Consider the following 22,229-nt stretch of genomic DNA (forward strand, 5'->3'; position numbering starts at 1 on the left):
CCAGCTTAAAACTTATATAAGCCGGGCACTCTAGATTTTTGTCTGTGTAAAAAAGTTATCGGTGATACCCTTGTGGATGTTAAATTTTAAAAGCCTTGCCAGTCGGGAGTTGTAGGGAATCAAATGTGACAAATCTTTTCTCCAAAGGGTAATCAGGAGTTGCCCGTCACCAAGTTGCACCTGAGCAAGTTATAAAGTTATTTGTCTAACTTTCTCACATTACAATCTTCAACCTTCAACATCGCCTCATGTCCCAAACGATTGTTGTTAAAGTTGGTACCTCCAGCCTCACCCAACCCCAAACTGGTCAGTTAGCGCTCTCGACCATTGCCAAACTCGTTGAAACTCTCACTCATCTGCGCTCCTCAGGTCATGGCATCGTTCTAGTGACCTCTGGGGCTGTGGGTGTTGGTTGTGCGCGATTGGGGTTAAAGTCGCGCCCTCAGACAATGGCGCTCAAACAAGCCGTAGCAGCAGTCGGACAGGGACGTTTGATGCGAATTTACGACGATTTCTTTACCAGCTTGCAACAGCCGATCGCACAAATCCTCCTCAGCCGCCGTGACTTCATCCAACGGAGTTGCTACGTCAATGCCTACGGAACATTTCGAGAACTGCTCCAGTTAGGAGTAATCCCGATTGTGAATGAAAACGACACCGTGGCGGTTGAGGAACTCAAGTTTGGAGATAATGATACTCTCAGCGCTTTAGTTGCCAGTCTCATTCAAGCCGATTGGTTGTTTTTGCTCACGGATGTAGACCGACTGTACTCCGCCGATCCGCGCCAAGTCCCCGATGCTCAGCCGATTACCCTGGTAAACAGCATGGAGCACTTAGCGGAACTTCAGATTCAAACCGGAGAATCCGGCTCTCAGTGGGGGACAGGTGGCATGGTGACCAAAATTTCAGCGGCGCGGATTGCCACCAATGCGGGGGTGAGGACTGTCATCACAGAAGGACGCTACCCTGAATCGATCGAAAAAATCTTACAGGGAGAACCCCTCGGTACCCAATTTGAACCCCAACCTCGGACTGAAAATGCTCGTAAGCGTTGGATTGCTCACAGTTTAGTGCCTGTGGGTAAGCTGTATCTTGATCATGGAGCTGTCGCGGCAATTTGTCAGGCGGGGAAATCCTTGTTAGCGGCAGGCATTACAGCCATTGAGGGGGAGTTTCACGCTTCGGAGGCGGTACAGTTATGCGACGGCAGTGGCTTAGAAATTGCGAGAGGGTTGGTTAACTACAGCAGCACCGAACTTCAGAAGATTCGAGGGCGGAAATCCGAGGATATTCCTATGATTTTGGGCTATGGGGGCGCTGAAACGGTGGTACATCGCGATAACCTGGTGTTGAGTAATTAGCCATAAACTACATGGGAAGAGTTACAGTAAACGTTGTGCCTTGACCCACTTCACTTTCTACAAGAATCTCGCCCCCGTGTAAGTCCACACATTCCTTAACCATTACTAATCCCAAACCCACTCCAGGGGTAACACCAATATTACTGCCGCGAAAGAAGGGGTTAAATAACCAAGGTTTTTCGGTTGGAAGAATGCCAATTCCTTGGTCTGATAGGCGCAAAACCACTTGACTGGGTTCGCAACTTAGCTCTAACCGAATTGGGTTCCGATCAGGAGAAAACTTAATCGCATTGGAAAGCAAGTTTCTCAGGATTAATTTTAAGAGTTTCTCATCTAGAAAAACGTTGGTACAGCTTCCTTGGCACTCAAAGAGAATCCGATGTGGATTTGCGGGATTTACCTGACATTCATTGACTATTTCACAAGCTATCTGCTCCACATTCAGAAATGTCGGACTAAACTCTAGATTTCCCGTTTCCGCTTGGTTGACAATTAGCATATCTTCAACCAGTTTGGTCAAGTATTTAATCGAAGATTGAATGCGTTGAAAATGCTTCTTTTTTTTATCTAATGTCAACCGTGAGTCATAATTTTCCAGTATATCTGCCGAAGACAATATGGTCGTTAGGGGAGTACGATACTCGTGTGAAACCGTCGCAATGATACGTGACTTTAATTCATTTAATTCTCGCTCCTTTTCGAGAGCCAATCGCAATTCTTGTTCTAAGCGCTGGCGTCGGGCAATTTCTTGCCTAAGTTGCTCATTCGTTTCTTTTAATTGAGCAATACTCTCTGCCACTCGAACTTCTAGTTCTTCATTCGTCTTTTCTAAGACAGATTGAATTTGCTGTTGTTCAGTAATGTCATGAAAGACTAATACAGCCCCAAGAATGTTACCCGCCTCATTTTTGATCGGTGCTGCACTATCATCAATTGGGATTTCGCTACCATCTTTGGTAATCAGGAGGGTGTGGTTTTCTAAACCTACCGTAACTCCCTCTTGAAGCACTAACTTGATCGGATTCTCAATAACTTCTCGCGTTTTCTCGTTGATGGCATGGAAAATTTGGGTCAAATCATACCCTAGAACCTCTTCGGAGTTCCAACGAGTGAGGGCTTCGGCAACCGGATTCATAAATGTGACTAAACCCTGTGAATCGGTTGTAATCACAGCGTCTCCAATACTTTTAAGCGTCGTTGCCAACCACTGTTCTCTCTCTCTAAGCTGCTGCTCGATCTGATGTTTGTAGAGAGCCATTTCAATGGTTGTAACTAAATCCCTCGCTTCAAAAGGCTTAAGGATATAACCGTAGGGTTCTGTAATTTTAGCACGATTGAGTGTTTCTTCATCGGCGTAAGCTGTTAAATAGACTACAGGAATTTTGAATTGACGATGTATTTGTTCAGCCGCTTGAATACCATCGATGGGGCCTTTTAGTTTAATATCCATCAAGACTAAGTCAGGGCGATTTTGCTCCACGTTTTGCAGCGCAGCTTCTCCCGAAGAAATCACAGCGGTTACATTGTATCCCAGTCCTTCTAATCGATTTTGAATATTAAAAGCAACAATATTTTCGTCCTCAACTATTAAGATTTTTGCTTTCACAATTTTGGGTGCAATCACTTCAATAGTTATCTTTTTAAAAGATAATTATAAATCGGGTTTATCAGCAAAAGTTTCATTCAAGATTTGCTTACCTGCAAGTGATTTTTCACTCAGTAGTAAAATGCTTGAAGAAGAACTCCCTAAAAAAATTAAATCTATACCCTAATTTTTACATTTGTCAAGTTTCCGTGTGCCAGAGCCTCTTGTGTACATTACAACATGTGACGTAATCGTGTAGGCAAGAAGGCAAAAATCTATAATCACCAAGGCTCCTGTGCTGAAGCAGATAGCGATCAATTCATTCTTCGACCCATTGTCGCAGGATGCTTCACCGATAGATTAGGGAATCGACACCCAATTAAAAGTAGGGTGCATGATCTAACGCACCCTACAACTACCTTTCTAAACCCTAAATTGGCCCCATTCCCACAGTTCCAGCATAAATAGCGCGATCGCCTAATTCATCTTCAATCCGTAGCAGTCGGTTGTATTTGGCAACCCGTTCACTACGGCATAAAGAGCCGGTTTTGATTTGACCTGCACGAGTCGCTACCGCTAAATCGGCAATGGTCGTATCTTCGGTTTCACCAGAACGATGGCTAATGACAGAACGGTAACCCCTACGAGTCGCTAAATCAATGGTTTCTAACGTTTCAGTCAACGAGCCAATTTGATTGAGCTTAATTAAGATCGAGTTACCTGCACCCAACTCAATTCCTTTCTTCAGGCGTACCGGGTTAGTCACAAACAGGTCATCACCCACTAACTGAATGTTGCTTAGTTTCTGACTCAGCAATTTCCAATGATCCCAATCCTCTTCGTGCAAGCCATCTTCAATGGAAATAATGGGATATTGCCCCACTAACTTCGCCATATAATCAATAAACTCTTCGGGTGAGTGAGATGACCCATCGTAGATATACTGACCCTCTTTGTAAAACTCACTCGCCGCCACATCCATGGCTAACGCGACTTGTTCCCCTGGTTTATACCCAGCCTGCTCAATTGCCGCAATCAGCAATTCTAAAGCGGCTTGATTAGACTCCAGGTTGGGCGCAAAGCCTCCTTCGTCGCCCACTCCTGTCAGTAACTTCTTCTCCTTCAAAACCTTTGCCAAGGATGCGAACACCTCAGCACCCCAGCGCAGCGCGTCCCGAAAGGTCGGTGCTCCCACGGGTACAATCATGAATTCCTGAAAATCCACATTATTATCCGCATGAGCGCCACCGTTGATCACGTTCATCAATGGGACTGGCAGCAGATTAGCCAGGGGTCCCCCTAGATAGCGATAGAGTGGAAGCCCCAGATTCTCTGCCGCCGCCTTAGCCGTTGCTAGCGAGACAGCGAGGATAGCATTGGCTCCCAAGTTCTTTTTGTTGAGGGAACCATCGCGATCAATCATTTTTTGGTCAACGGATGCTTGGTCGAGTGCATCCATTCCCAACAACTCAGGCGTAATTTTCTCCTTAATATTCCGTACCGCGTAGAGAACTCCTTTGCCGCCATAGCGATGGGAGTCATCGTCCCGCAGTTCATGGGCTTCAAAAGTCCCTGTCGAGGCTCCACTGGGAACTTGGGCGAGTCCCCTCGCGCCCGTCATCAGCATCACTTCGGCTTCTACGGTAGGACGCCCACGAGAGTCTAAAATTTCTCTGGCATCGATCGCTTCAATTGCGGTTTCTGGCTTGTATTCCATACATCTCCTTTTAGTAATGTAAGGATTTTAGATTGCCGATTTTGATTATGGCTCATTAAAGTGAGTTTTAACTCCCCAGATTCATTGATGGGGTTTTACTCCAACATCTAAAATCGAACGATTCCAGCGATCAGCATACGCTTTCCTGTGAGGGTCAAACGACAACTTTAAGGATGTCTACCGATCCCTATCGTGTTACCCCGTACTCTTGGGTAGGGATTTCTCTTCATCGCGTGAGCGCTTTTAGACCGTCGCTCTTTTTACAATGAACTCATAGAAGGAATCCGCTTAAGGAGAAAAAGCCCATGCGAATGCTACACACGATGCTGCGGGTCGGCAATCTTGAGGAATCTCTCAAGTTTTACTGCGATGTTTTGGGGATGAAGCTACTGCGCCAAAAAGATTATCCCAGCGGCGAATTTACTTTGGCTTTCGTGGGTTATGGCGATGAATCTGACCACACCGTCCTGGAACTGACCCACAACTGGGGTACAGATCAATACGATTTGGGAAATGCTTATGGTCACATTGCGCTTGGTGTAGATAATATTTACGAAACTTGTGCCCAAATCAGGATGAAGGGCGGCAAAGTCGTCCGCGAACCAGGGCCGATGAAGCATGGTTCAACGGTTATTGCTTTTGTAGAAGACCCGAATGGGTATAAGATTGAGCTGATTCAGCTAGGGACTCAAGGTTCTGCCAGTCCGCAAGAAACCGCCAACGTGGCAAACCGATAGTACAGGCTGAGGTACATCGGATTGGATAAAAATCGTGCCAGAGGGCTTGCGAAAAGGAAAAAGAGCCACTTGTGTGACTCTTTTGATTATCAGGGTGCATCTACTAAGCACAATATAACACCGTAGGGGTGGGGGGTGTCACCCCCTATTTAAAAAAAGTTCTGGCTTGAATTGGGCATTGTGTCAGAAATGCCTGAAAAAAGTTGACTTCTGCGAGCTTTGATAGTTTTGTTAACAAATGAAGACAACCCATAAACCCCTAACCCGTAGAGCTTGGGCAAATGCGATCGCCCAACCCGCTCAAGAATTTCCCCCGACACCCCTGCCTCTGCTCTCCGGTAAAATTCCAGAGGGTTTACGGGGTTCACTCTACCGCAACGGCCCCGGACGCCTAGAGCGCGGCGGTATACGAGCCGGACATTGGTTTGATGGCGATGGAGCAATCTTGGGTGTGCATTTTACCGATGCGGGTGCGACAGGACTCTATCGCTACGTGCAAACCGCTGGCTACCAAGACGAAAGCGAAAAAGAGAAATTTCTTTACCCCAACTATGGCATGACAGCACCGGGACGAATTTGGCAGCGTTGGGGTAAATCGGTGAAGAATGCCGCCAATACTTCCGTGTTGCCGTTGTCCGATAAACTGTTAGCTCTGTGGGAAGGTGGCAATCCTCATGCTCTCGATCTTCAGACGTTGGAAACCAGAGGAATTGACCCTTTAACCCAGTTAGGTGAGGGAGCACCATTTTCGGCTCATCCCAAGTGTGACCCCAAGACAGGCGAAATTTTTAACTTTGGTGTTACTGTTGGGCTGAATATCACATTAAACGTTTATAAAAGTGACTCTACGGGCAAGATTATCCAACAGGGTTCTGTGCCCCTAGACGGTTTGCCCCTGGTGCATGATTTTATACTGGCAGGGCCGTACCTAATCTTTTTTGTGCCACCCGTGCGGGTGAATCTGTTAAGCGCTGGGTTGGGATTGAGCAGTTATAGTGACGCGATGGAATGGCAACCGGAACGCCCCACTCAGATTATTGTCCTTGATCGCAAAACCCTTACTTTAGTCAGTCGCACTGAAGCTGAGCCTTGGTTTCAGTGGCACTTTAGTAATGGTTATGTGGATACGGATGGCACAATCGCGATCGATCTGGTGCGCTATGCGGACTTTCAGACAAATCAGTATTTAAAAGAAGTGGCAACCGGTCAAACCCAGACACAAGCTAAGGGAACGCTGTGGCAGGTGCGTTTAAATCCTCAAACGGGGAAAGTTATACAACTTGTGGAATTGTTAGACAGAGGCTGTGAGTTCCCGGTTGTACCGCCCCAGGTTGTGGGACAAGCCTCGCCGGATATCTATTTAGCCGTACATCGGGACGGGGTGGATATTCGTCAAGAGTTGTTTGGTGCGATCGCTCGATTCAATACCAAAACAGATCGTTTAGCGATCGCGGAGATGGGAGAAAATCGCTATCCCTCTGAACCCCTATATGCCGATGATGTCTTGAATCACAAGCGAGGTTGGGTACTAACGGTTGTGTATGACGGGAATTCTGACACGAGTGAGGTATGGGTATTTGATAGCGATACCCTAGATGATGAACCCATCTGTCGCCTAGGATTACCCAGCGTGATTCCCCATAGTTTTCATGGTAAGTGGAAACCCGCATAAGCTGTTAAGCATTTAATTTGCCTATTGAGGCGGCGGGGGGAGCAGGGGAGATGGGGTGCAGGGGAGATCAGCCTTCCTAAAATTTCAGCCATTTCACTTAAGGATTTCAGCCATTTTGCTGAGGCTTCCTTACCGAACTCAACTGTATAATTTAGATAAAATTGAGAAAAGAGAGCTAATTAGCGCTCAAAATTAGCTATTTTTAGTCATATCTTTATCTCTCCGCCCACAGCCTGGAAGAGGGCTTTGTCCGCTTTCGGGACAATTCTTCTGGGCGATTGACTGCTTTATTGTGAATGATTGTGCGTCAAGATCCGACGGCTGCGGTGTTCCAGCTCTAGATCCGAACTGTGGAGAATTAACTGCTAGGCCAGTGAATAACAGACTTGCTAACAGGATAGAGCTGTAGATTTGCATTTCGGGATGTCCTTGTCGGAGTATCTAAGTTCCTTATTCGGACCTCCAAAGACGGTTTCAGTAAAAAAAGCAGTGAGAGAAACACTTTTGTAAGTGTTTTTTATTTACTTCATTAAAGAACATGTAATTAGACGGCTGGGTTTAAGAAAAGGTTAACCCTGACACTAAAAAAATTGGACTGCAATCATCTGACAATTGTGTCGTTTTATGTATATTCTATTAAGTAAAGTAATATCTTTCTTAAGAAAGTTGCACAGCTCAAAAAATTCAGTTGGTGCTAGCACAGCCCTTCCGCCGAAGATTCGGACTAGCGAATCACTCGCAATCTCAGAAGCGTCAGTGAGATAAGTTAGGTCTAAAGCCTACATTCCGGAGAACATCGTCTGAGAATTTTCTCCTCCAGAGTAGACAATTGATGCTATTAGATCTGTGTTAAGAAACTGGGCATAGTTGTTTACAAATGCTTTAATTTTTGATGGTTTAATGTAATAGATTTATGCAAAAACACAGTCTTCCAGTCTAGTGTGAGTGGGTGAAGTCTTTCTTCTGTGAGTTTTTTTTGTGCATCTTGATCAGCGACGGAGACACCGATCATGAAAAACCTTGAGGGCAAAGTGACCTTAGTCACAGGTGCGACGCGGGGTCTGGGTAAGGGAATTGCCATTGGACTCGGTGAAGCCGGTGCAACGGTATACATCACAGGTCGCCGTCTGAATAGCTCTAATAGCGAAAATGACATACCGGGGAGTCTCAATGATACTCAATTAGCGGTGGAACAAGTCGGTGGTGTCTGCATTCCCGTCTGTGTCGATCACAGTGATGACGAGCAAGTGCGTCTACTGTTTGAGCGTATCCAAGACGAGCAGGGACAACTTGACTTGCTGGTGAATAATGCTTACTCAGGAGTACAGGCATTAGGGGACGCGAATGGGAAGCCCTTCTGGGAGAGTGAACCGAGTTTTTGGGATGCTTGCAATAATGTGGGGCTTCGTAGCCACTATGTAGCCAGTGTTTTTGCCGCTCGAATGATGACTCAGCATCAGCAAGGACTGATTTGCACCATCTCCTCATGGGGGGGGATGTCTTACATTTTTGGTGTTCCCTATGGTGCAGGCAAAGCCGCGTGCGATCGCTTAGCGGCTGAGATGGCGGTTGAACTCAAGCCGCATAACGTGGCTTCCCTCTCAATTTGGCCCGGTATTGTTGGGACTGAGTTCATTACCCGTTTTGCGGCTGAAATGGATGATAGCAGTGGGGCTGATTCTCAAAGCTCAGCCATCAGAGAGGGCTACAACTGGGAAACGCCCCTACTGACAGGACGGGCAATTGCGGCATTAGCGGCAGACTCAACAGTCATGCGTCGCACCGGTCGGGTGCAGATTGTGGCTGAACTGGCTCAGCACTATGGACTAGTAGACAAAGACGGCAATCGCCCAGTATCACTCCGTTCTCTACGTTTTCTCCTCCCCTTAGGCTTGCCCACCCTGAGACAGTATCCATGGCTCGTACCCGATATTAAGGTACCGTGGTCACTGCTACTCCTGGGGATGCTCAGTTCCCCTAAAATTTAACCTAAGCGCTTAGAGGGAACTTGCAATATGACCCAGCTACGCGAAGCAGTGGTGTTAATTACGGGTGCAACCGGTGGCTTCGGACAGGAACTCACCCGACAGTTATTGAGGGCGGGTAGCCGATTAATCCTCACGGATCTGGATAAAGTCGTTCTACATCAACGGGCTGAGGCTATTTGGAGCGAAGTGGCAACGGGTGAGGTACTGGCTTGCCTCACTGCCGATTTGGCTACCCGTGAGGGTTGTGAATCACTTTATCACCAAGTCAAAGCATTGGGCATTCCTGTGGATGTTTTAATTAACAATGCTGGGATCGCCGTGGTGGGTCATGTTAACGAAGTTCCGTTAGAGCCATGGGAACAATTGATGCAGGTGAACTTAATGGCACCGATGCGATTAAGTGCATTATTTGTGACGGATATGATTGCTCGTCAAAAGGGGCATATCGTTAACATTTCATCGATCGCAGGCTGGGCGGCACCGCCTGGGCTAACTCATTACGCCGCCAGCAAATTTGGGTTACGGGGATTTAGCGAAGGACTTTTCGATGAATTGAAGGCTTATAACATTAAGGTAACAGCCGTTTATCCGTTTTTTAGCCGCACTCCGATTTTACAATCGAAACGGTATGGAACATTTGCCCAGAGAAACCCGGATTTACCAGAAAACTGGATAACCGATCCAGCGAAGGTTATGCGCGAAACGATTCAAGGAATTATTCGCGATCAATTGCACGTCTTTCCCGATTCAGTCGCTAAAAATATCCACTTTTTCAAACGATATGCTCCCGGATTTTTAGACTGGATTAGCAACGAGTTCAGTAGGAGACTCAAAAGTGGTACAGGTCGTTAGTAACTCTGTTCAAGCGCCAGAGATGCTTGATACAACTGAGAAACATTTAATTATTGGCGCGGGTTTTGTGGGCTTAGGTATGGCTCAAGCCCTGAAAGCGGCTGCTATTCCATACGATCAAGTTGATGCGAGTGATGATATTGGCGGCAATTGGTATCACGGTGTCTACGAAACCGCACATATTATTTCATCCCGCAAGATTACTCAATTTACTCATTTCCCCATGCCGGAGGATTATCCCGACTTTCCCAGCGCTCAAAACATGCGGGATTATCTGAATGCTTTTGCCGATCATTTTGAGTTACGTGAGCCGATCGAACTCAATCGTACAGTGAGTGAGGTGCGACCGATTGAAAACAATCTTTGGGAAGTCACTTTTGCCGATGGGGAACAACGAATCTATAAAGGGGTATTAGTCTGCAACGGGCATCACTGGTGCAAGCGTTTTCCTAAATTTGAGGGAGAATTTAACGGAGAGATTATCCATTCCAAAGATTACAAACGACCCGAACAGTTGCGTGGTAAACGAGTTTTGGTGATTGGTGGCGGAAACTCAGCCTGTGATATCGCCGCAGAAGCGGCACGGGTAGGAGCCAAGTGCGTCTTGAGTATGCGCGAATCAGTATGGTTCATCCCTAAAACCTTTGCCGGGGTTCCGGTTGCCGATTTGGGTAAATCATGGATGCCACCACTGCCAGCATGGTTCGGCCGGTTAATGGTGTATTGGATCATACGCCTGACATTTGGTCAGCACTCTGACTATGGTTTACCCAAACCCAACCATCGAATTTTCGAGAAACACCCAACTCTCAACACTGAGGTGCCTTATTACATTAAACATGGTCGTATCATTCCTAAGCCTGGTGTGCGTCAGCTTAAGGGCTGGAAAGTTGAATTTCTCGATGGTAGTTGTGAGGAATTTGATTTAATTGTTTGTGCAACGGGATTTTACGTTGCCTATCCCTTCTTCCCTGAGGAACTTCAGCGCGTCGAAGGAGCCGTTGTCAAATGTTATGGGGGTTCGTTTCTCGATGACTATAAGGGACTTTATTACATTGGTTGGGAACAAATTCGAGGAGGGGTTGGTTCGCTTGTTGCGGCTTATGGCCCACTCTTTGCCCGTTATCTCAAACTCCAGGATGAAATCAATGTGCCACTGGGTTTAGTTTTCAAAGAAATGGGACAACAGCTACCGACAACCCATCTTGCGGATCCACAAAAGATTTTTAGACAATTCCAGGCTGCTAACGCCTCCTTTAACCGGATTGCCAAAAAAGCCCATCAAGTTGATGCCCAATATCCCAACTTTAGTAACCGCCCACTCCAAAAGTAAAAAACCTGGCTGCTAGAGCCAGGTTAGGGTTCGATTCTCGCTTCCAATTTCTCAGTCTCCTCACAAACCAGCGGCTTTTAACCGCCCTTCGTGGTATTTCCATCTAACGTCCACTGCCCCGATTGTCATCCTCGTCCTCAAACCCAACCGTAAGAGTGCTGAGTAAGGGGTGATATACAACAAGGGTAGGGTTTTCACGCCAAACCCCTGAACAGGATTGCACTGGAAACCCGGTCACGTAGTTGCACATTAGGAGAACTCCTATCTGAATTTCTAAAGCTTTTTTCAGATCAGGGGGGGTGAATCAGGATAATATCCGAGGCGCGTAATATTTCGTAATACGCTAAGCTGTTTCTTGGATTCACTGGAGAATCCCCCACCGTTAGGCGTGGGTGAGTGTCAATATAGATACAGTTCTGATCAATTCCGACTCATTAGTTGTAGCCATCCATGACCACTTCTCGCCGTCGCTATCACATCACCACCTTCGGCTGCCAGATGAACAAAGCTGACTCGGAGCGCATGGCTGGCATCCTAGAAGATATGGGCTTCGAGTGGTCTCAAGACCCCAACGACGCTAATTTAGTTCTTTACAACACCTGTACCATTCGGGATAACGCCGAGCAAAAGGTTTATTCTTACCTGGGAAGACAGGCAAAGCGCAAGCATGAACAAGCTGATTTAACTCTTGTGGTGGCTGGATGCGTTGCCCAGCAAGAGGGAGAAGCCTTGCTGCGTCGAGTTCCAGAGCTCGATTTGGTCATGGGGCCGCAACATGCGAACCGTCTCCAGGATTTGCTGGAACAAGTATTTGATGGAAACCAAGTTGTCGCCACAGAACCGATTCAGATTGTAGAAGACATCACCAAACCTCGCCGGGATAGTACAGTTACGGCTTGGGTGAATGTGATTTACGGCTGTAATGAGCGCTGTACTTACTGTGTGGTTCCCAACGTCCGGGGGGTTGAGCAATCCCGCACTCCAGAAGCGATTCGGAAAGACATGGAGGAATTAGGGCAACAGGGTTACAAGGAAATCACGCTACTCGGTCAAAATATCGACGCTTATGGGCGCGATCTCCCTGGCGTTACGGAGTCTGGGCGACACCTGCACACTTTAACCGAACTCTTGTATTACGTTCACGATGTGCCAGGAATTGAGCGCATCCGCTTTGCAACCAGCCATCCCCGCTATTTCACTGAACGATTGATTCGCGCTTGTGCCGAGTTGCCCAAGGTGTGTGAACATTTCCACATTCCTTTCCAATCGGGGGATAACGATATTCTCAAGGCAATGGCACGGGGTTACACTCAGGAAAAATATCGCCGGATTATTGACAAGATTCGCGAGTATATGCCGGATGCATCGATTAGTGCCGATGCGATTGTGGGTTTTCCTGGGGAAACGGAAGCACAGTTTGAGAATACCCTCAAGCTAGTAGAGGATATCGGTTTTGATTTGCTCAATACGGCGGCTTATTCTCCCCGTCCCGGTACTCCTGCGGCACTGTGGGAGAATCAACTAAGTGAAGAGGTGAAAAGCGATCGCCTCCAGCGCCTCAATCACCTAGTTTCTACAAAAGCTGCTCAAGCGTCGCAACGTTACTTAGGACGGATTGAAGAAGTCCTCGTGGAAGACCAAAATCTCAAAGATCCCACCCAAGTTATGGGACGCACGAAGGGTAATCGTCTCACCTTCTTTGCGGGCGATATTAATGAACTTAAAGGTCAATTGGTGAAGGTCAAAATTACTGAAATTCGTGCATTCAGCTTAACGGGTAGAGTATTGGATTAAAGATAATCTTTTACTCAATCAGCCGAATAATTACATCAGTCAGAAGGCATAGATTTACGTGCCTTCTTTTTTAAGTAACTTCAGAGCTAGGGGGAGTATTTCCTGTAATTTTCTGAGGAAATATTTTTCTGACAACAAAAAAATAATCTTGATTATAATCAGACTAAGGAATAGTTAAAATTAGGTTAACGTATGGCTAAGGAGGAGATATATTGAACATGAGTGCAAAACTGCATACTCAACTGAAGAACTCCTTTCCAATACTGATTGGGCTGTATATACCAATGCTCATTCTAGTAGCGATGATTGTCTTGGTTGGTCATCAGTTCGACATTCCCATGGATGATTTAACACGCGATCCTGCGGCGATTAGAGGAGACAGCCCCTTTATTGGAGTGCTTTCCTATATTGGGGTCTTATTTTGGTGTGCTTCTGTGGCTATCTGTCTTTTCAGTTTTGCGCTGCTAAAGCAAACAGGAGGTATAGGCGAATTTACAGCTTTTTTCCTATTTGGTGGTTTGATTTCACTCCTTTTATTACTGGATGATTTATTCCTCTTTCATGAAACAGTATTTCCACTTTATTTGAAAATTCCTGAAAAACTCGTTTTTTTGAGTTATGGCTTAATGATATTAGGGTATATTACTCGTTTTAGAAAGTTGATTTTGAAGACAGATTTTATCTTTCTGCTTCTTGCATTTGGTCTATTGGGATTATCAATCTTCATCGATCTTTTAGATTTGAGAATATCCATCCTGTTGGAAGATGGATCTAAGTTATTTGGCATTATCAGTTGGTTCGGTTATTTGGCTCTAACCTGCTTTCAGGTGGTGAAACAAAATACACTTCAACTCGCAGAGAAAAAGACACAATACTTCTCTTAAAGAAAGGAGAGATGTTGGTACACTCAAGAACTGGTGTGATCTAAATCTCCCCTAGAGGACTCTAAGCACTCCATCCTCATCCTCACGCTTAGCTCTCACCCCGCTCCCCCTACTGCACGGCAGCGTGCAACTAGGAGATTTAAGTCAATAGCACCTTGCTGTCTCTCTCGAAGTACAATGACGGCAACCCTCCTAAGCCAAAGCGCCTAGGGGACATATCGCCGATTGGAATCGGAGAAATTTGCTGGAATTGACATACAGAGTGCTAAAACCTGGAAATATAGACAAAAAGAATGAAAAGCTAACCAGGTTCTTTGGGGGCTAATAGAGGTTAAACGCAAATGGGGCAACTGAACAAACAATCGGATGATAGGGGAGCAAGCGATTCGCAGGCAGCAGAAGCTCTTTTAAGAGCCATGACTCAAGATCTTGAGCACCTGCGGCAAAATCTCCTGAGTCAGTTGGCTCAAGACGTTGAGCGGCTCCAAAGAGAAAAATCTCAGTTGATTGAGGACATTGAACAGCTCAAGACTCAGCGTCAGCAGCAGCTTATCCAACAACAAACTGATGGTGTCTCCAGTGCTGGGTTCTCGCCCAATGTAGCCGCCAAGGCTCACAACGAGAATATAGAGCAATTAATTGCCTCTTTAGATTCAACCCTGAGAGCCACTTTTAGAAGCCTACAACAAGACCTTCGGAGCTATCAAAGTTCCCTCTCCCAGCAGTTGGGTGAGATGCACAGTCTAGAGAAGCAAGGCGAGGCAATTTTAGAAACGCTGGTTAATCGTCTGAGGCAAGAAGTTCCATCAAAATCTTCTGCTACAAAGAACTCTTCACTGTCTTCACCACCATCACACCCCAATCTTTCCATACCCCGCCGCGACATACCTGGGTATCTGGAGGAACATCATCATTACAACAGCTCTAATGTTGCTTATCCTTCTGAGCAATCCATCCCAGCCGTACAATCAATTCCAACAGCAGAGTCGCTGACGAATGTCCCCCAGTCTCAAGCCTCCTCTAAACCTAAGCGTGGGTTGCTGGGTGGGTTAGTCGTGGGGTTTGTTCTGGTTCTGTTCTCCTTTGTGTTGCAAGCGTTCCAGAACATCGTGATTAGTGTAATTTTCAATAAGTCCTCGATTTTTGGACTATTTGAATTCGGAGGATTTTTAACTCCCAGTGCGGGCAATGCGCTGCTGATTTTGTGGTTGCGAATGCTTGTAGTAGTGCCCTTGATGGCGATTTTAGCGATGGTTCGCTATCCATCGGTGTGGCGAGAGATTGGACAATTAGCACGCTCAAAAGATTGGCTGTTATGGTTCAATGTTTTGGCAAGTGGCTTTTTTCTGTTTTTATCCCAAGCACTACTTTATTTAGCTTTGGGGCCGATTGCTCCAGGGGTTGCCCTGACTATTTTCTTTATCTATCCGATCTTTACTCTGTTATTAGCGTGGGTGCTGTATGGTAGGCGACCGACGCTTATTAGTAACCTGGTTATTTTCAGTGTTTTGGTCGGGTTTGTGCTGATTACCCTTCCCGGTACTAGAACGACGGAACTTTCCAGTTTAGGTATTAGTGCGGCGGCGGGTGCGGGTGTTGCCTTTGCTTTTCATCTCATCCTGACGCGAATTCCTGCTAAAAAGATTAACCCCGTCCCTTTGATGTGGATTAATTATGTCCTCCTCCTTACTTTTGCTGGTTTGTGTTTAGCTGGACCTTTTCCCCAATCCTGGTGGCGTTTCGATGTCGCTCCCACGATGTGGCCGAGTCTAATCATCAGCAGTTTAGTATTAGGGGGTATTACGTTCTTGATCAATCTGCTGAGTAATATGGGGCTGAGACGGATTGATCCACGTCGAGCCTTGATTCTGGAAGCAACCGTTCCTGCTTTAACCGCGCTTTTAGCTTTGGGGATCGTGCAAAGCACCATGCAGGGGTCGCAAATTTTTGGCATGGTGATTGTTACGTTGGGAGTTGTTGCTCTGAATTTTGAGCAGCGCCGTCGCCATGCCCAAGCGGCTCAATCGGCATCGCGATCGCAAAAATAAAGGTGCGATCGCTGGGTATCATGAGAGTCCTATCGACTAGGAATTACTGTGCCATCAGTACCCTAGTCAAATATTCATGATTTGGCTAATCGCCACTTTAAGGAACGGAGAGAGAGGGATTCGAACCCTCGTTAGAGTCACCCCTAAACAGCATTTCCAGTGCTGCGCCTTCAACCGCTCGGCCATCTCTCCAGGGGAGTTATTCATTGCAGGTTTTGAATTAAGCTAATTCAGCACCCGGTTTCTAATTGTACACTAAAGTGATGACTAAATCCTATAAAATTCAAATTCATCATCGCCAAGCTGGTACTCATCATACTGTACAAGTGCCCGATGACCGCTATATCTTGCAATCGGCAGAGAATCAGGGCGTGAAGCTGCCGTTTTCCTGTCGTAATGGAGCCTGCACCGCCTGTGCCGTGCGCGTTATTCGTGGTGAAGTCTACCAGCCAGAAGCCATGGGACTTTCTCCAAATTTGCGCGACCAAGGCTATGCTCTGTTGTGTGTGAGTTATCCTCGCTCCGACCTAGAGGTAGAGACGCAGGATGAAGACGAAGTCTATGAACTTCAGTTTGGTCGCTATTTTGCCAAGGGCAAGGTGCAGTTTGGACTGCCACTGGATGAGGATTAAGGTGGACAACACAGGAGGACTAATACTCTTGGGCATGAGACTTGCTCGATTCGATTGTCTAAAACTCCCGACTAGTGAGGTTTCCCAAATCCAAAATCGACCACTTTCTCATCCAAACTGTTGTATTGGGAGTTATCCCTGCCTCCAGGGCTTCCTCTTTCTCCTGTGTCCCCATAGTCTTCACGCTTTGCGGAAGGGGGTGTTTGCTTTTGCTTAGGCTATTGGGCCTGTTATGCTGCTGTCTTTTTTTATTAGTAGGTTGCCAATCCCCCGATGTCCCCACGGGAAGAACCGTAACCGTTCAGGTGCAGCGAGTTGTCAGTGGGCAAACGCTAGATGTATTGAACCCAACCCAGCAAACTGCCTTAATTGAGCGGGTACGATTGATTGGCATTGAAGCACCCGATTTCAAGCAAGAGCCTTGGGGCACAGCAGCGAAAAATCGCCTTGAGCAAATGATTAGCCAAACGGCTAATCAGCCGATTGTCTTAAAACCTGTTTTCCTGGAACCGGATGTCCAAGAGAAAGACAGCACGGGTCGCTGGCTCGCCTATGTCTGGTATAATGGCGTTTTAATCAATGAGCAATTGGTAAAAGAAGGGTATGTGTTAGCCGCACCGCGATTGCCTAACACCAAATACGATGCTCGCCTTGCTCGTGCCCAGGAATATGCCAGACTCATGGGATATGGCATCTGGAACCCAGACCAACCCATGCGTTCGACCCCAGCCGAATTTCGTCGCCAAAATCCTTAAAGTGGCGCTGACGATGGGATGAGTATTGAGCTGGATTGGCAGGTAGACGGCAAAAACGAAAAGAATTTTGGTTTCGGGTTCATCTCCATCACTTTGGAAGACTCTGATGAGAAGTTGAGTCTTCCAACATCCCTTCAGAAGCTTTCGTGGAATGCATCTTGGGAGGATAATGAGTGGGTAAGTATAAAACCCTACTCTCACTTAATCTCTACCGTTCCACTCCTAGCGTTATTTCTGAATTGGTGTTTTAACCTATCTAAAGATGAGCCAACATACGCCCCAACAACTGCAAATTTTCTTGGACATTGCCACCGAAGCTGCTATGGCAGCGGGGGCTATCTTGAAGGACTACTGGGGCAAGTTAGACGAAGTAGAAGAGAAAGGGCGTCCTGGAGACTTAGTAACGGCTGCCGATAAAGACGCTGAAGTCGCCATCCTCAAAGTGTTAAAGCGTCATGTGCCCCATCATTCTATCCTAGCCGAGGAATCCGGTCAGATAGGAGATAACCAGAATGAATACTTGTGGGCAATTGATCCCCTGGATGGAACAACCAATTACGCTCATCAATACCCCGTTGCGGCTGTCTCCGTTGGACTCCTGGTTTCTGGAATACCTATGGTTGGAGCGATTTACAATCCCTTTCGGGATGAACTATTTAGAGCGGCAAGAGGTTTAGGAGCAACTCGTAACCGACGCCCGATTCAAGTGTCTGAAACGTCTGACCTGAGTAAAAGTCTACTCGTTACAGGTTTTGCCTACGACCGACGCGAGACTTCTGATAACAACTACGCTGAATTCTGTCACCTCACCCACCTCACCCAAGGCGTCCGCCGTAGCGGTGCCGCCTCCCTCGACCTAGCTGATGTGGCCTGCGGAAGACTGGATGGCTACTGGGAACGAGGACTTTCTCCTTGGGATATCGCGGCTGGGGTCGTGTTGGTGGAAGAAGCGGGTGGAAAAGTGACGGCTTATGATGGTAACCCCTTAAAAATTGATTCGGGTCGAATTTTAGCAACCAATGCTCATCTGCACAAACACCTAAGTACTGAACTGTTGCAGGTGCCCCCTCTTTCGGGTTGGAAATAATTGTGATAGGTATTTCACTCAGATGGGAATAATCTAATTAGTAACCCATGAACTTTCACAACGTGACTAACTATGAAAAGCTATTTTTTACAGTAACCAAACAATGTTCTGATAAAAACGACATAGCTTTACAGTGTCTTGATAAACCAAGCTGAGGTTATGAAGTTAGCGATTATACCAAAAATTAAGACATACTAGAAACAATTATTTTGGCACGGAGCTTGGACTAACCCTTATGTCTTTTCAAATTGAGCGCGGACTCTTTAAGTTTGATTTCAACGATCATCACGCCGTGATAGGTGTTCCAGTTGATGCGGATGTGAAAGAAGTCCGCAAACGATATCTTAAAATTGCTCGAAGATTACATCCTGATAGTTGCAAAGCGGCAAGTGATAGCGAAAAGAAACTAGCCAATCAGCTATTATCCAAGCTTGTTAATCCAGCCTATGAACAACTGTCTCAGGGAAATAATCGGGATTACCTGGTTACTTTAGGGCACATGGGGAGACGTTTAGCGGCAGAAGGGGCTAAAATTCCCCTCGCTAGCGAAGCCGCCAAACAATTATTCCGCTCTGGTGCTAATTTAGACAATGCTTACAAAAGCGTAGTACAAAAGCTAGCTACAACACAATATGATTCCCTTGACCAAGTCTTAGATAAAATTGCTGAAATCAGTGAACTGAATATGGTTTACCTAATGCTTAGCAAGGGTGAACTGCAAAAATCTCCTGACAGAAGACCGGAGGCTCGAACGCCTACGGGAGTCAGCCCAAAAGGCTCTCAGACAGATCCTCCAGGCCGGAAAAAAGACCCGAACGCTCCTACACCACCAGGAACAGCGGCACGTCCTGTTAGTCCGCTACCGGATTCAGGACTCACGAGAGCGGCTGAGTATATTCGCCGAGCAGAAGGGTACATGGCAAAGAACAACTTTGCCGCCGCTGTTCTGGAGTTGCGTGAGGCACTCAAGCTAGATCCAAACAATAGCCGCTGCCATAGCTTACTCGGAGCCTCTTTTTTGAAGCAAAATCAGGCGACAATGGCAAAAGTTCACCTGAATAAAGCCTTGCAACTGAATCCTAACGATGAGTTGGCTTTGAAGGGCAAAAAGCATCTCGATGCACTTCAGAACACCAACGGGGGTCAAAAATCGGCTCCTCCACCAACTTCGGGCACACAGTCCGATCAATCGGGGAAATCGCGTGGCGGTGGCTTATTTGGGGGTTTATTTGGCGGTAAGAAAAAGTAGAAAAAGTAATGGTTCATCAACCACCGGCGGGTGCACGAGATTTGCTTCCCCTGGAAGTGACTCAAAAACGTTGGATTGCCGATCGCTTACAGCAGGTCTTTCACCGCTGGGGATATCACCAGATTATTACATCGACCTTGGAGTGGTTAGATACTCTGATGGCAGGCGGAGCAATTCAGCGTTCAACCGTCATTCAGTTACAGGATGCTGAAGCGGGCACATTGGGACTGCGCCCAGAACTCACGGCTTCGATTGCTAGGGCTTTTGCCACGCGAATCGCAGGGAGTACCAATGAGGCAACGCTATCCCTACCCCAACGACTTTATTACAATGCCAATGTGTTCCGCCGACCGCCTATGGGTCACCACGGGCGTCAACTGGAATTTTACCAGTCTGGTGTTGAACTTCTGGGGGCTGGAGGACTGTTGGCAGATGCGGAAATTTTGCTGTTGTTGGCAGATTGCCTTAATCAGCTCGGTTTACAACAGTGGCATTTAATTTTAGGGGAAGCGGGGTTAACGCGATCGCTGTTTTCTCCCTTCCCCCCGTCAGTGCAAGAGAAAGTGCGAAAAGCGATCGCTCATCTGGATCGTGTCGCCTTAGAAACGCTACCCCTTTCCCCCGAATTACAAGAACGGGCGCTGTTTCTGTTTGATCTGCGGGGACGCCCGACTGATGTTTTACAAAAAGTGGCTAGTCTAGATTTAGACGCATCAGAACGCCAAATTGTGGAGCAGCTCAAAGCCCTGATCGAACGTTTAGAGCAATCCTCTCCCACTCCGTTGCCACTGATGCTCGACCTCAGCTTAGTTCAAACCTTTGAGTATTACACGGGTATTGTGTTTGAAGTCGTGAGTGACAGGGATACCAGTCAGCGAATTTTGGGCCAGGGGGGTCGTTATGACCAACTGCTGGGGCTGTATCATCCTCAGGGAGAAACCTACCCAGGAATTGGTTTTTGCCTCAATATTGAAGACCTTCACTATGTTTTACTTTCAGGGAGTCAGCTACCCAGACAAACACCTGCCAGTGATTGGTTAGTGATTCCGGAGACGACCCAGTCTGAGGCTGCGGCTTTTGCTTATGCCCAAAAGCTTAGAGAGTCTGAGCATTTAGTTCGCGTGGAGATGGATTTAGGGCAACGCTCGCCCGTAGATATCCGGGAGTATGCCCGTCGCCACCGGATTACTTACCTCGCTTGGATTAAAGCAGATGGCACACCGATGATTGAGACACTAAGTTAGGGGGTAACGCTAACTCAATATCTAGCCAACCCATCGCCCTAATCTTGGTAGGCTAGAAACACTAGCCTAAATTTGCTAGTTTGAGCCGATTGATAAGAGAGAAAACACTGTGCCACACACGATTGTTACTAATACTTGTGAAGGTGTAGCCGATTGCGTTGATGCTTGCCCCGTTGCTTGTATCCACGAAGGGCCGGGGAAAAATGTCAAAGGTACGGACTGGTACTGGATTGACTTTGCTACGTGTATTGACTGCGGCATTTGCCTCCAAGTCTGCCCAGTAGAAGGCGCGATCGTGCCGGAAGAACGCCCGGATTTGCAGGAGACTCCTTAAGCACGTTACAAAGGCTTGCTGCCACAGAGGTGATGATGGATAACAGTGCTTGTGGCAGCATTACCATTGGTGTATCTCGATGGTTCCAACTGGACGGTTTACCGGGCCTCTAGCACACTCACGTCCCACAGCTAGTCAGCCGCGTGCAAAATATTTCACCCTGTTGCTCGTAAGAATTCAAAACAGCTAAAAACGTCATAACCTGCTCCAGAAGTGCTTTAAGCCACACCAAAACCAAGAGCAATTCTTAAGTCGGCTGCCTCTTTGGTTGATCAGGGTGGATCAGTTTCAGCGTACAGTGTCTGTGCGATAGCGGAGAATGCTAAGCTAAAAGCAAAGAGCAGACTAGTACACAGCCGATGCACTAACCTGTTCATGGGGTATTTATCCAGATAGATAACTTTGATGGCTCATATCATAGCCTTGCTTTTGGCTTAGTGTGTAAAAAAAGATTATTAATACACTACTCAAATGACCAAGGATTGATCAAAATGAGAAAGTAATCGCCTTGCTGAAAAGGCAGAACGCATTGATAGCGTCTGGCGACAGGGATACCTGAGTGTAAAGATAGCAAACCTTCCTTGGAGGCGCTTCACTTACGCTTTGATGACTTCAGTGCATGATTTGTGGAACCAGTCACCTGTCCAAGAATTGACTTATCAGCAAACCTTCTGCGCTAAGGCGACGTTAGACAATGAAGAGGGCAAAATAAATACTAAGCTTGCATCTTTCTTCACTATGAGCTACTGTCTCAATCTCGACTGTGATAAGCCCCAAAATCCTGATGATGCAAAGTTTTGTCTTACTTGTGGTACAAAGTTACTCTTGAAAGACCGCTACCGGGCGACCAAACCTCTCGGTCGAGGTGGATATAGTAGAACTTTTGCTGCACTCGATCAAGACCGCCTCAACCATCCTTGTGTGATTAAGCTATTTATGATGCCACCCGATCAAGAT

Annotated in this window: 19 protein-coding genes and 1 tRNA gene (1 of these 20 running past the window's edge); 16 read left to right on the forward strand and 4 right to left on the reverse strand. The window is 46.8% G+C overall.

Annotated elements, in window-relative coordinates; all coding sequences use genetic code 11:
* The first annotated feature begins 248 nt into the window (after window positions 1-248).
* On the forward strand, window positions 249-1,361 hold the full coding sequence (proB, locus tag MIC7113_RS11015) for a glutamate 5-kinase (RefSeq protein ID WP_015182235.1): 1,113 nt from the start codon (window positions 249-251) through the stop codon (window positions 1,359-1,361).
* A 7-nt stretch (window positions 1,362-1,368) separates the two neighbouring features.
* On the opposite strand, the gene MIC7113_RS11020 is transcribed toward proB, so the two are convergent.
* Window positions 1,369-2,967: a hybrid sensor histidine kinase/response regulator gene (locus MIC7113_RS11020; protein ID WP_226883625.1), complete on the reverse strand. Its 1,599-nt coding sequence runs from the start codon at window positions 2,965-2,967 to the stop codon at window positions 1,369-1,371.
* A 409-nt stretch (window positions 2,968-3,376) separates the two neighbouring features.
* On the reverse strand, window positions 3,377-4,663 hold the full coding sequence (gene eno / locus MIC7113_RS11025; RefSeq protein WP_015182237.1) for a phosphopyruvate hydratase: 1,287 nt from the start codon (window positions 4,661-4,663) through the stop codon (window positions 3,377-3,379).
* Between the two features lie 305 nt (window positions 4,664-4,968).
* Between eno and gloA the strand changes: the two genes are divergently transcribed.
* Complete coding sequence (gene gloA, locus MIC7113_RS11030) at window positions 4,969-5,400, forward strand: lactoylglutathione lyase (protein ID WP_015182238.1); 432 nt, start codon at window positions 4,969-4,971, stop codon at window positions 5,398-5,400.
* A gap of 238 nt (window positions 5,401-5,638) precedes the next feature.
* Window positions 5,639-7,072: a carotenoid oxygenase family protein gene (locus MIC7113_RS11035; RefSeq protein WP_015182239.1), complete on the forward strand. Its 1,434-nt coding sequence runs from the start codon at window positions 5,639-5,641 to the stop codon at window positions 7,070-7,072.
* Window positions 7,073-7,264: 192 nt separating this feature from the next.
* On the opposite strand, the gene patX is transcribed toward MIC7113_RS11035, so the two are convergent.
* A complete protein-coding gene (gene patX / locus MIC7113_RS39210; protein WP_390465055.1) occupies window positions 7,265-7,489 on the reverse strand; it encodes a heterocyst-inhibiting protein PatX in 225 nt (74 codons plus the stop codon).
* Between the two features lie 593 nt (window positions 7,490-8,082).
* Here patX and MIC7113_RS11040 point away from each other — a divergent pair.
* The 6 genes from MIC7113_RS11040 to MIC7113_RS11065 all read left to right on the forward strand — a co-directional run bounded on the left by MIC7113_RS11040 (window position 8,083) and on the right by MIC7113_RS11065 (window position 15,971).
* Window positions 8,083-9,060 carry an SDR family NAD(P)-dependent oxidoreductase gene (locus tag MIC7113_RS11040; protein WP_015182240.1) on the forward strand — a complete coding sequence of 326 codons (978 nt, stop codon included), beginning with the start codon at window positions 8,083-8,085 and terminating at the stop codon, window positions 9,058-9,060.
* Between the two features lie 27 nt (window positions 9,061-9,087).
* On the forward strand, window positions 9,088-9,912 hold the full coding sequence (locus MIC7113_RS11045) for an SDR family NAD(P)-dependent oxidoreductase (RefSeq protein WP_015182241.1): 825 nt from the start codon (window positions 9,088-9,090) through the stop codon (window positions 9,910-9,912).
* Between the two features lie 22 nt (window positions 9,913-9,934).
* Window positions 9,935-11,245 (forward strand): flavin-containing monooxygenase, encoded by a 1,311-nt coding sequence (locus MIC7113_RS11050; RefSeq protein ID WP_041780006.1) that lies wholly within the window; start codon window positions 9,935-9,937, stop codon window positions 11,243-11,245.
* 450 nt (window positions 11,246-11,695) lie between these two features.
* A complete protein-coding gene (miaB, locus tag MIC7113_RS11055; protein WP_015182244.1) occupies window positions 11,696-13,039 on the forward strand; it encodes a tRNA (N6-isopentenyl adenosine(37)-C2)-methylthiotransferase MiaB in 1,344 nt (447 codons plus the stop codon).
* 218 nt (window positions 13,040-13,257) lie between these two features.
* Window positions 13,258-13,923, forward strand: a complete 666-nt coding sequence (locus MIC7113_RS11060) for a hypothetical protein (protein WP_015182245.1) — start codon at window positions 13,258-13,260, stop codon at window positions 13,921-13,923.
* A gap of 341 nt (window positions 13,924-14,264) precedes the next feature.
* Window positions 14,265-15,971, forward strand: a complete 1,707-nt coding sequence (locus MIC7113_RS11065; RefSeq protein WP_015182246.1) for an EamA family transporter — start codon at window positions 14,265-14,267, stop codon at window positions 15,969-15,971.
* A 105-nt stretch (window positions 15,972-16,076) separates the two neighbouring features.
* Here MIC7113_RS11065 and MIC7113_RS11070 read toward each other — a convergent pair.
* Window positions 16,077-16,163: transfer RNA gene (locus tag MIC7113_RS11070), tRNA-Ser, on the reverse strand.
* A 71-nt stretch (window positions 16,164-16,234) separates the two neighbouring features.
* Between MIC7113_RS11070 and MIC7113_RS11075 the strand changes: the two genes are divergently transcribed.
* From MIC7113_RS11075 to MIC7113_RS11100, 7 genes are all read left to right on the forward strand, one after another.
* Window positions 16,235-16,603: a 2Fe-2S iron-sulfur cluster-binding protein gene (locus tag MIC7113_RS11075; RefSeq protein ID WP_015182247.1), complete on the forward strand. Its 369-nt coding sequence runs from the start codon at window positions 16,235-16,237 to the stop codon at window positions 16,601-16,603.
* A 305-nt stretch (window positions 16,604-16,908) separates the two neighbouring features.
* Window positions 16,909-17,358: a thermonuclease family protein gene (locus tag MIC7113_RS11080; protein ID WP_226883626.1), complete on the forward strand. Its 450-nt coding sequence runs from the start codon at window positions 16,909-16,911 to the stop codon at window positions 17,356-17,358.
* Between the two features lie 262 nt (window positions 17,359-17,620).
* The gene (locus MIC7113_RS11085; RefSeq protein ID WP_015182249.1) at window positions 17,621-18,445 is read left to right on the forward strand and encodes an inositol monophosphatase family protein; all 825 of its coding nucleotides are present in this window, start codon (window positions 17,621-17,623) and stop codon (window positions 18,443-18,445) included.
* Between the two features lie 235 nt (window positions 18,446-18,680).
* On the forward strand, window positions 18,681-19,694 hold the full coding sequence (locus MIC7113_RS11090) for a J domain-containing protein (RefSeq protein ID WP_015182250.1): 1,014 nt from the start codon (window positions 18,681-18,683) through the stop codon (window positions 19,692-19,694).
* A gap of 8 nt (window positions 19,695-19,702) precedes the next feature.
* Complete coding sequence (locus MIC7113_RS11095) at window positions 19,703-20,938, forward strand: ATP phosphoribosyltransferase regulatory subunit (protein WP_015182251.1); 1,236 nt, start codon at window positions 19,703-19,705, stop codon at window positions 20,936-20,938.
* 109 nt (window positions 20,939-21,047) lie between these two features.
* On the forward strand, window positions 21,048-21,272 hold the full coding sequence (locus MIC7113_RS34630) for an indolepyruvate ferredoxin oxidoreductase subunit alpha (RefSeq protein WP_015182252.1): 225 nt from the start codon (window positions 21,048-21,050) through the stop codon (window positions 21,270-21,272).
* Between the two features lie 738 nt (window positions 21,273-22,010).
* Window positions 22,011-22,229, forward strand: the beginning of a protein-coding gene (locus MIC7113_RS11100; RefSeq protein ID WP_041780695.1) for a GUN4 domain-containing protein. 1,212 nt of this gene lie beyond the right edge of the window; 219 of the gene's 1,431 nt are visible here — the first part of the coding sequence; the start codon lies at window positions 22,011-22,013; its stop codon lies off the right edge, out of view.

The sequence above is a fragment of the Allocoleopsis franciscana PCC 7113 genome, assembly GCF_000317515.1.
GTDB lineage: Bacteria > Cyanobacteriota > Cyanobacteriia > Cyanobacteriales > Coleofasciculaceae > Allocoleopsis > Allocoleopsis franciscana.

What these genes read in the sequence shown, in the direction of transcription:
- proB (WP_015182235.1), top strand. Translation starts at nt 249, where the DNA reads ATGTCCCAAACGATTGTTGTTAAAGTTGGTACCTCCAGCCTCACCCAA.
- eno (WP_015182237.1), bottom strand. Translation starts at nt 4,663, where the DNA reads ATGGAATACAAGCCAGAAACCGCAATTGAAGCGATCGATGCCAGAGAA.
- gloA (WP_015182238.1), top strand. Translation starts at nt 4,969, where the DNA reads ATGCGAATGCTACACACGATGCTGCGGGTCGGCAATCTTGAGGAATCT.
- MIC7113_RS11035 (WP_015182239.1), top strand. Translation starts at nt 5,639, where the DNA reads ATGAAGACAACCCATAAACCCCTAACCCGTAGAGCTTGGGCAAATGCG.
- patX (WP_390465055.1), bottom strand. Translation starts at nt 7,489, where the DNA reads ATGCAAATCTACAGCTCTATCCTGTTAGCAAGTCTGTTATTCACTGGC.
- MIC7113_RS11040 (WP_015182240.1), top strand. Translation starts at nt 8,083, where the DNA reads ATGAAAAACCTTGAGGGCAAAGTGACCTTAGTCACAGGTGCGACGCGG.
- MIC7113_RS11045 (WP_015182241.1), top strand. Translation starts at nt 9,088, where the DNA reads ATGACCCAGCTACGCGAAGCAGTGGTGTTAATTACGGGTGCAACCGGT.
- MIC7113_RS11050 (WP_041780006.1), top strand. Translation starts at nt 9,935, where the DNA reads ATGCTTGATACAACTGAGAAACATTTAATTATTGGCGCGGGTTTTGTG.
- miaB (WP_015182244.1), top strand. Translation starts at nt 11,696, where the DNA reads ATGACCACTTCTCGCCGTCGCTATCACATCACCACCTTCGGCTGCCAG.
- MIC7113_RS11060 (WP_015182245.1), top strand. Translation starts at nt 13,258, where the DNA reads ATGAGTGCAAAACTGCATACTCAACTGAAGAACTCCTTTCCAATACTG.
- MIC7113_RS11065 (WP_015182246.1), top strand. Translation starts at nt 14,265, where the DNA reads ATGGGGCAACTGAACAAACAATCGGATGATAGGGGAGCAAGCGATTCG.
- MIC7113_RS11075 (WP_015182247.1), top strand. Translation starts at nt 16,235, where the DNA reads ATGACTAAATCCTATAAAATTCAAATTCATCATCGCCAAGCTGGTACT.
- MIC7113_RS11085 (WP_015182249.1), top strand. Translation starts at nt 17,621, where the DNA reads ATGAGCCAACATACGCCCCAACAACTGCAAATTTTCTTGGACATTGCC.
- MIC7113_RS11090 (WP_015182250.1), top strand. Translation starts at nt 18,681, where the DNA reads ATGTCTTTTCAAATTGAGCGCGGACTCTTTAAGTTTGATTTCAACGAT.
- MIC7113_RS11095 (WP_015182251.1), top strand. Translation starts at nt 19,703, where the DNA reads ATGGTTCATCAACCACCGGCGGGTGCACGAGATTTGCTTCCCCTGGAA.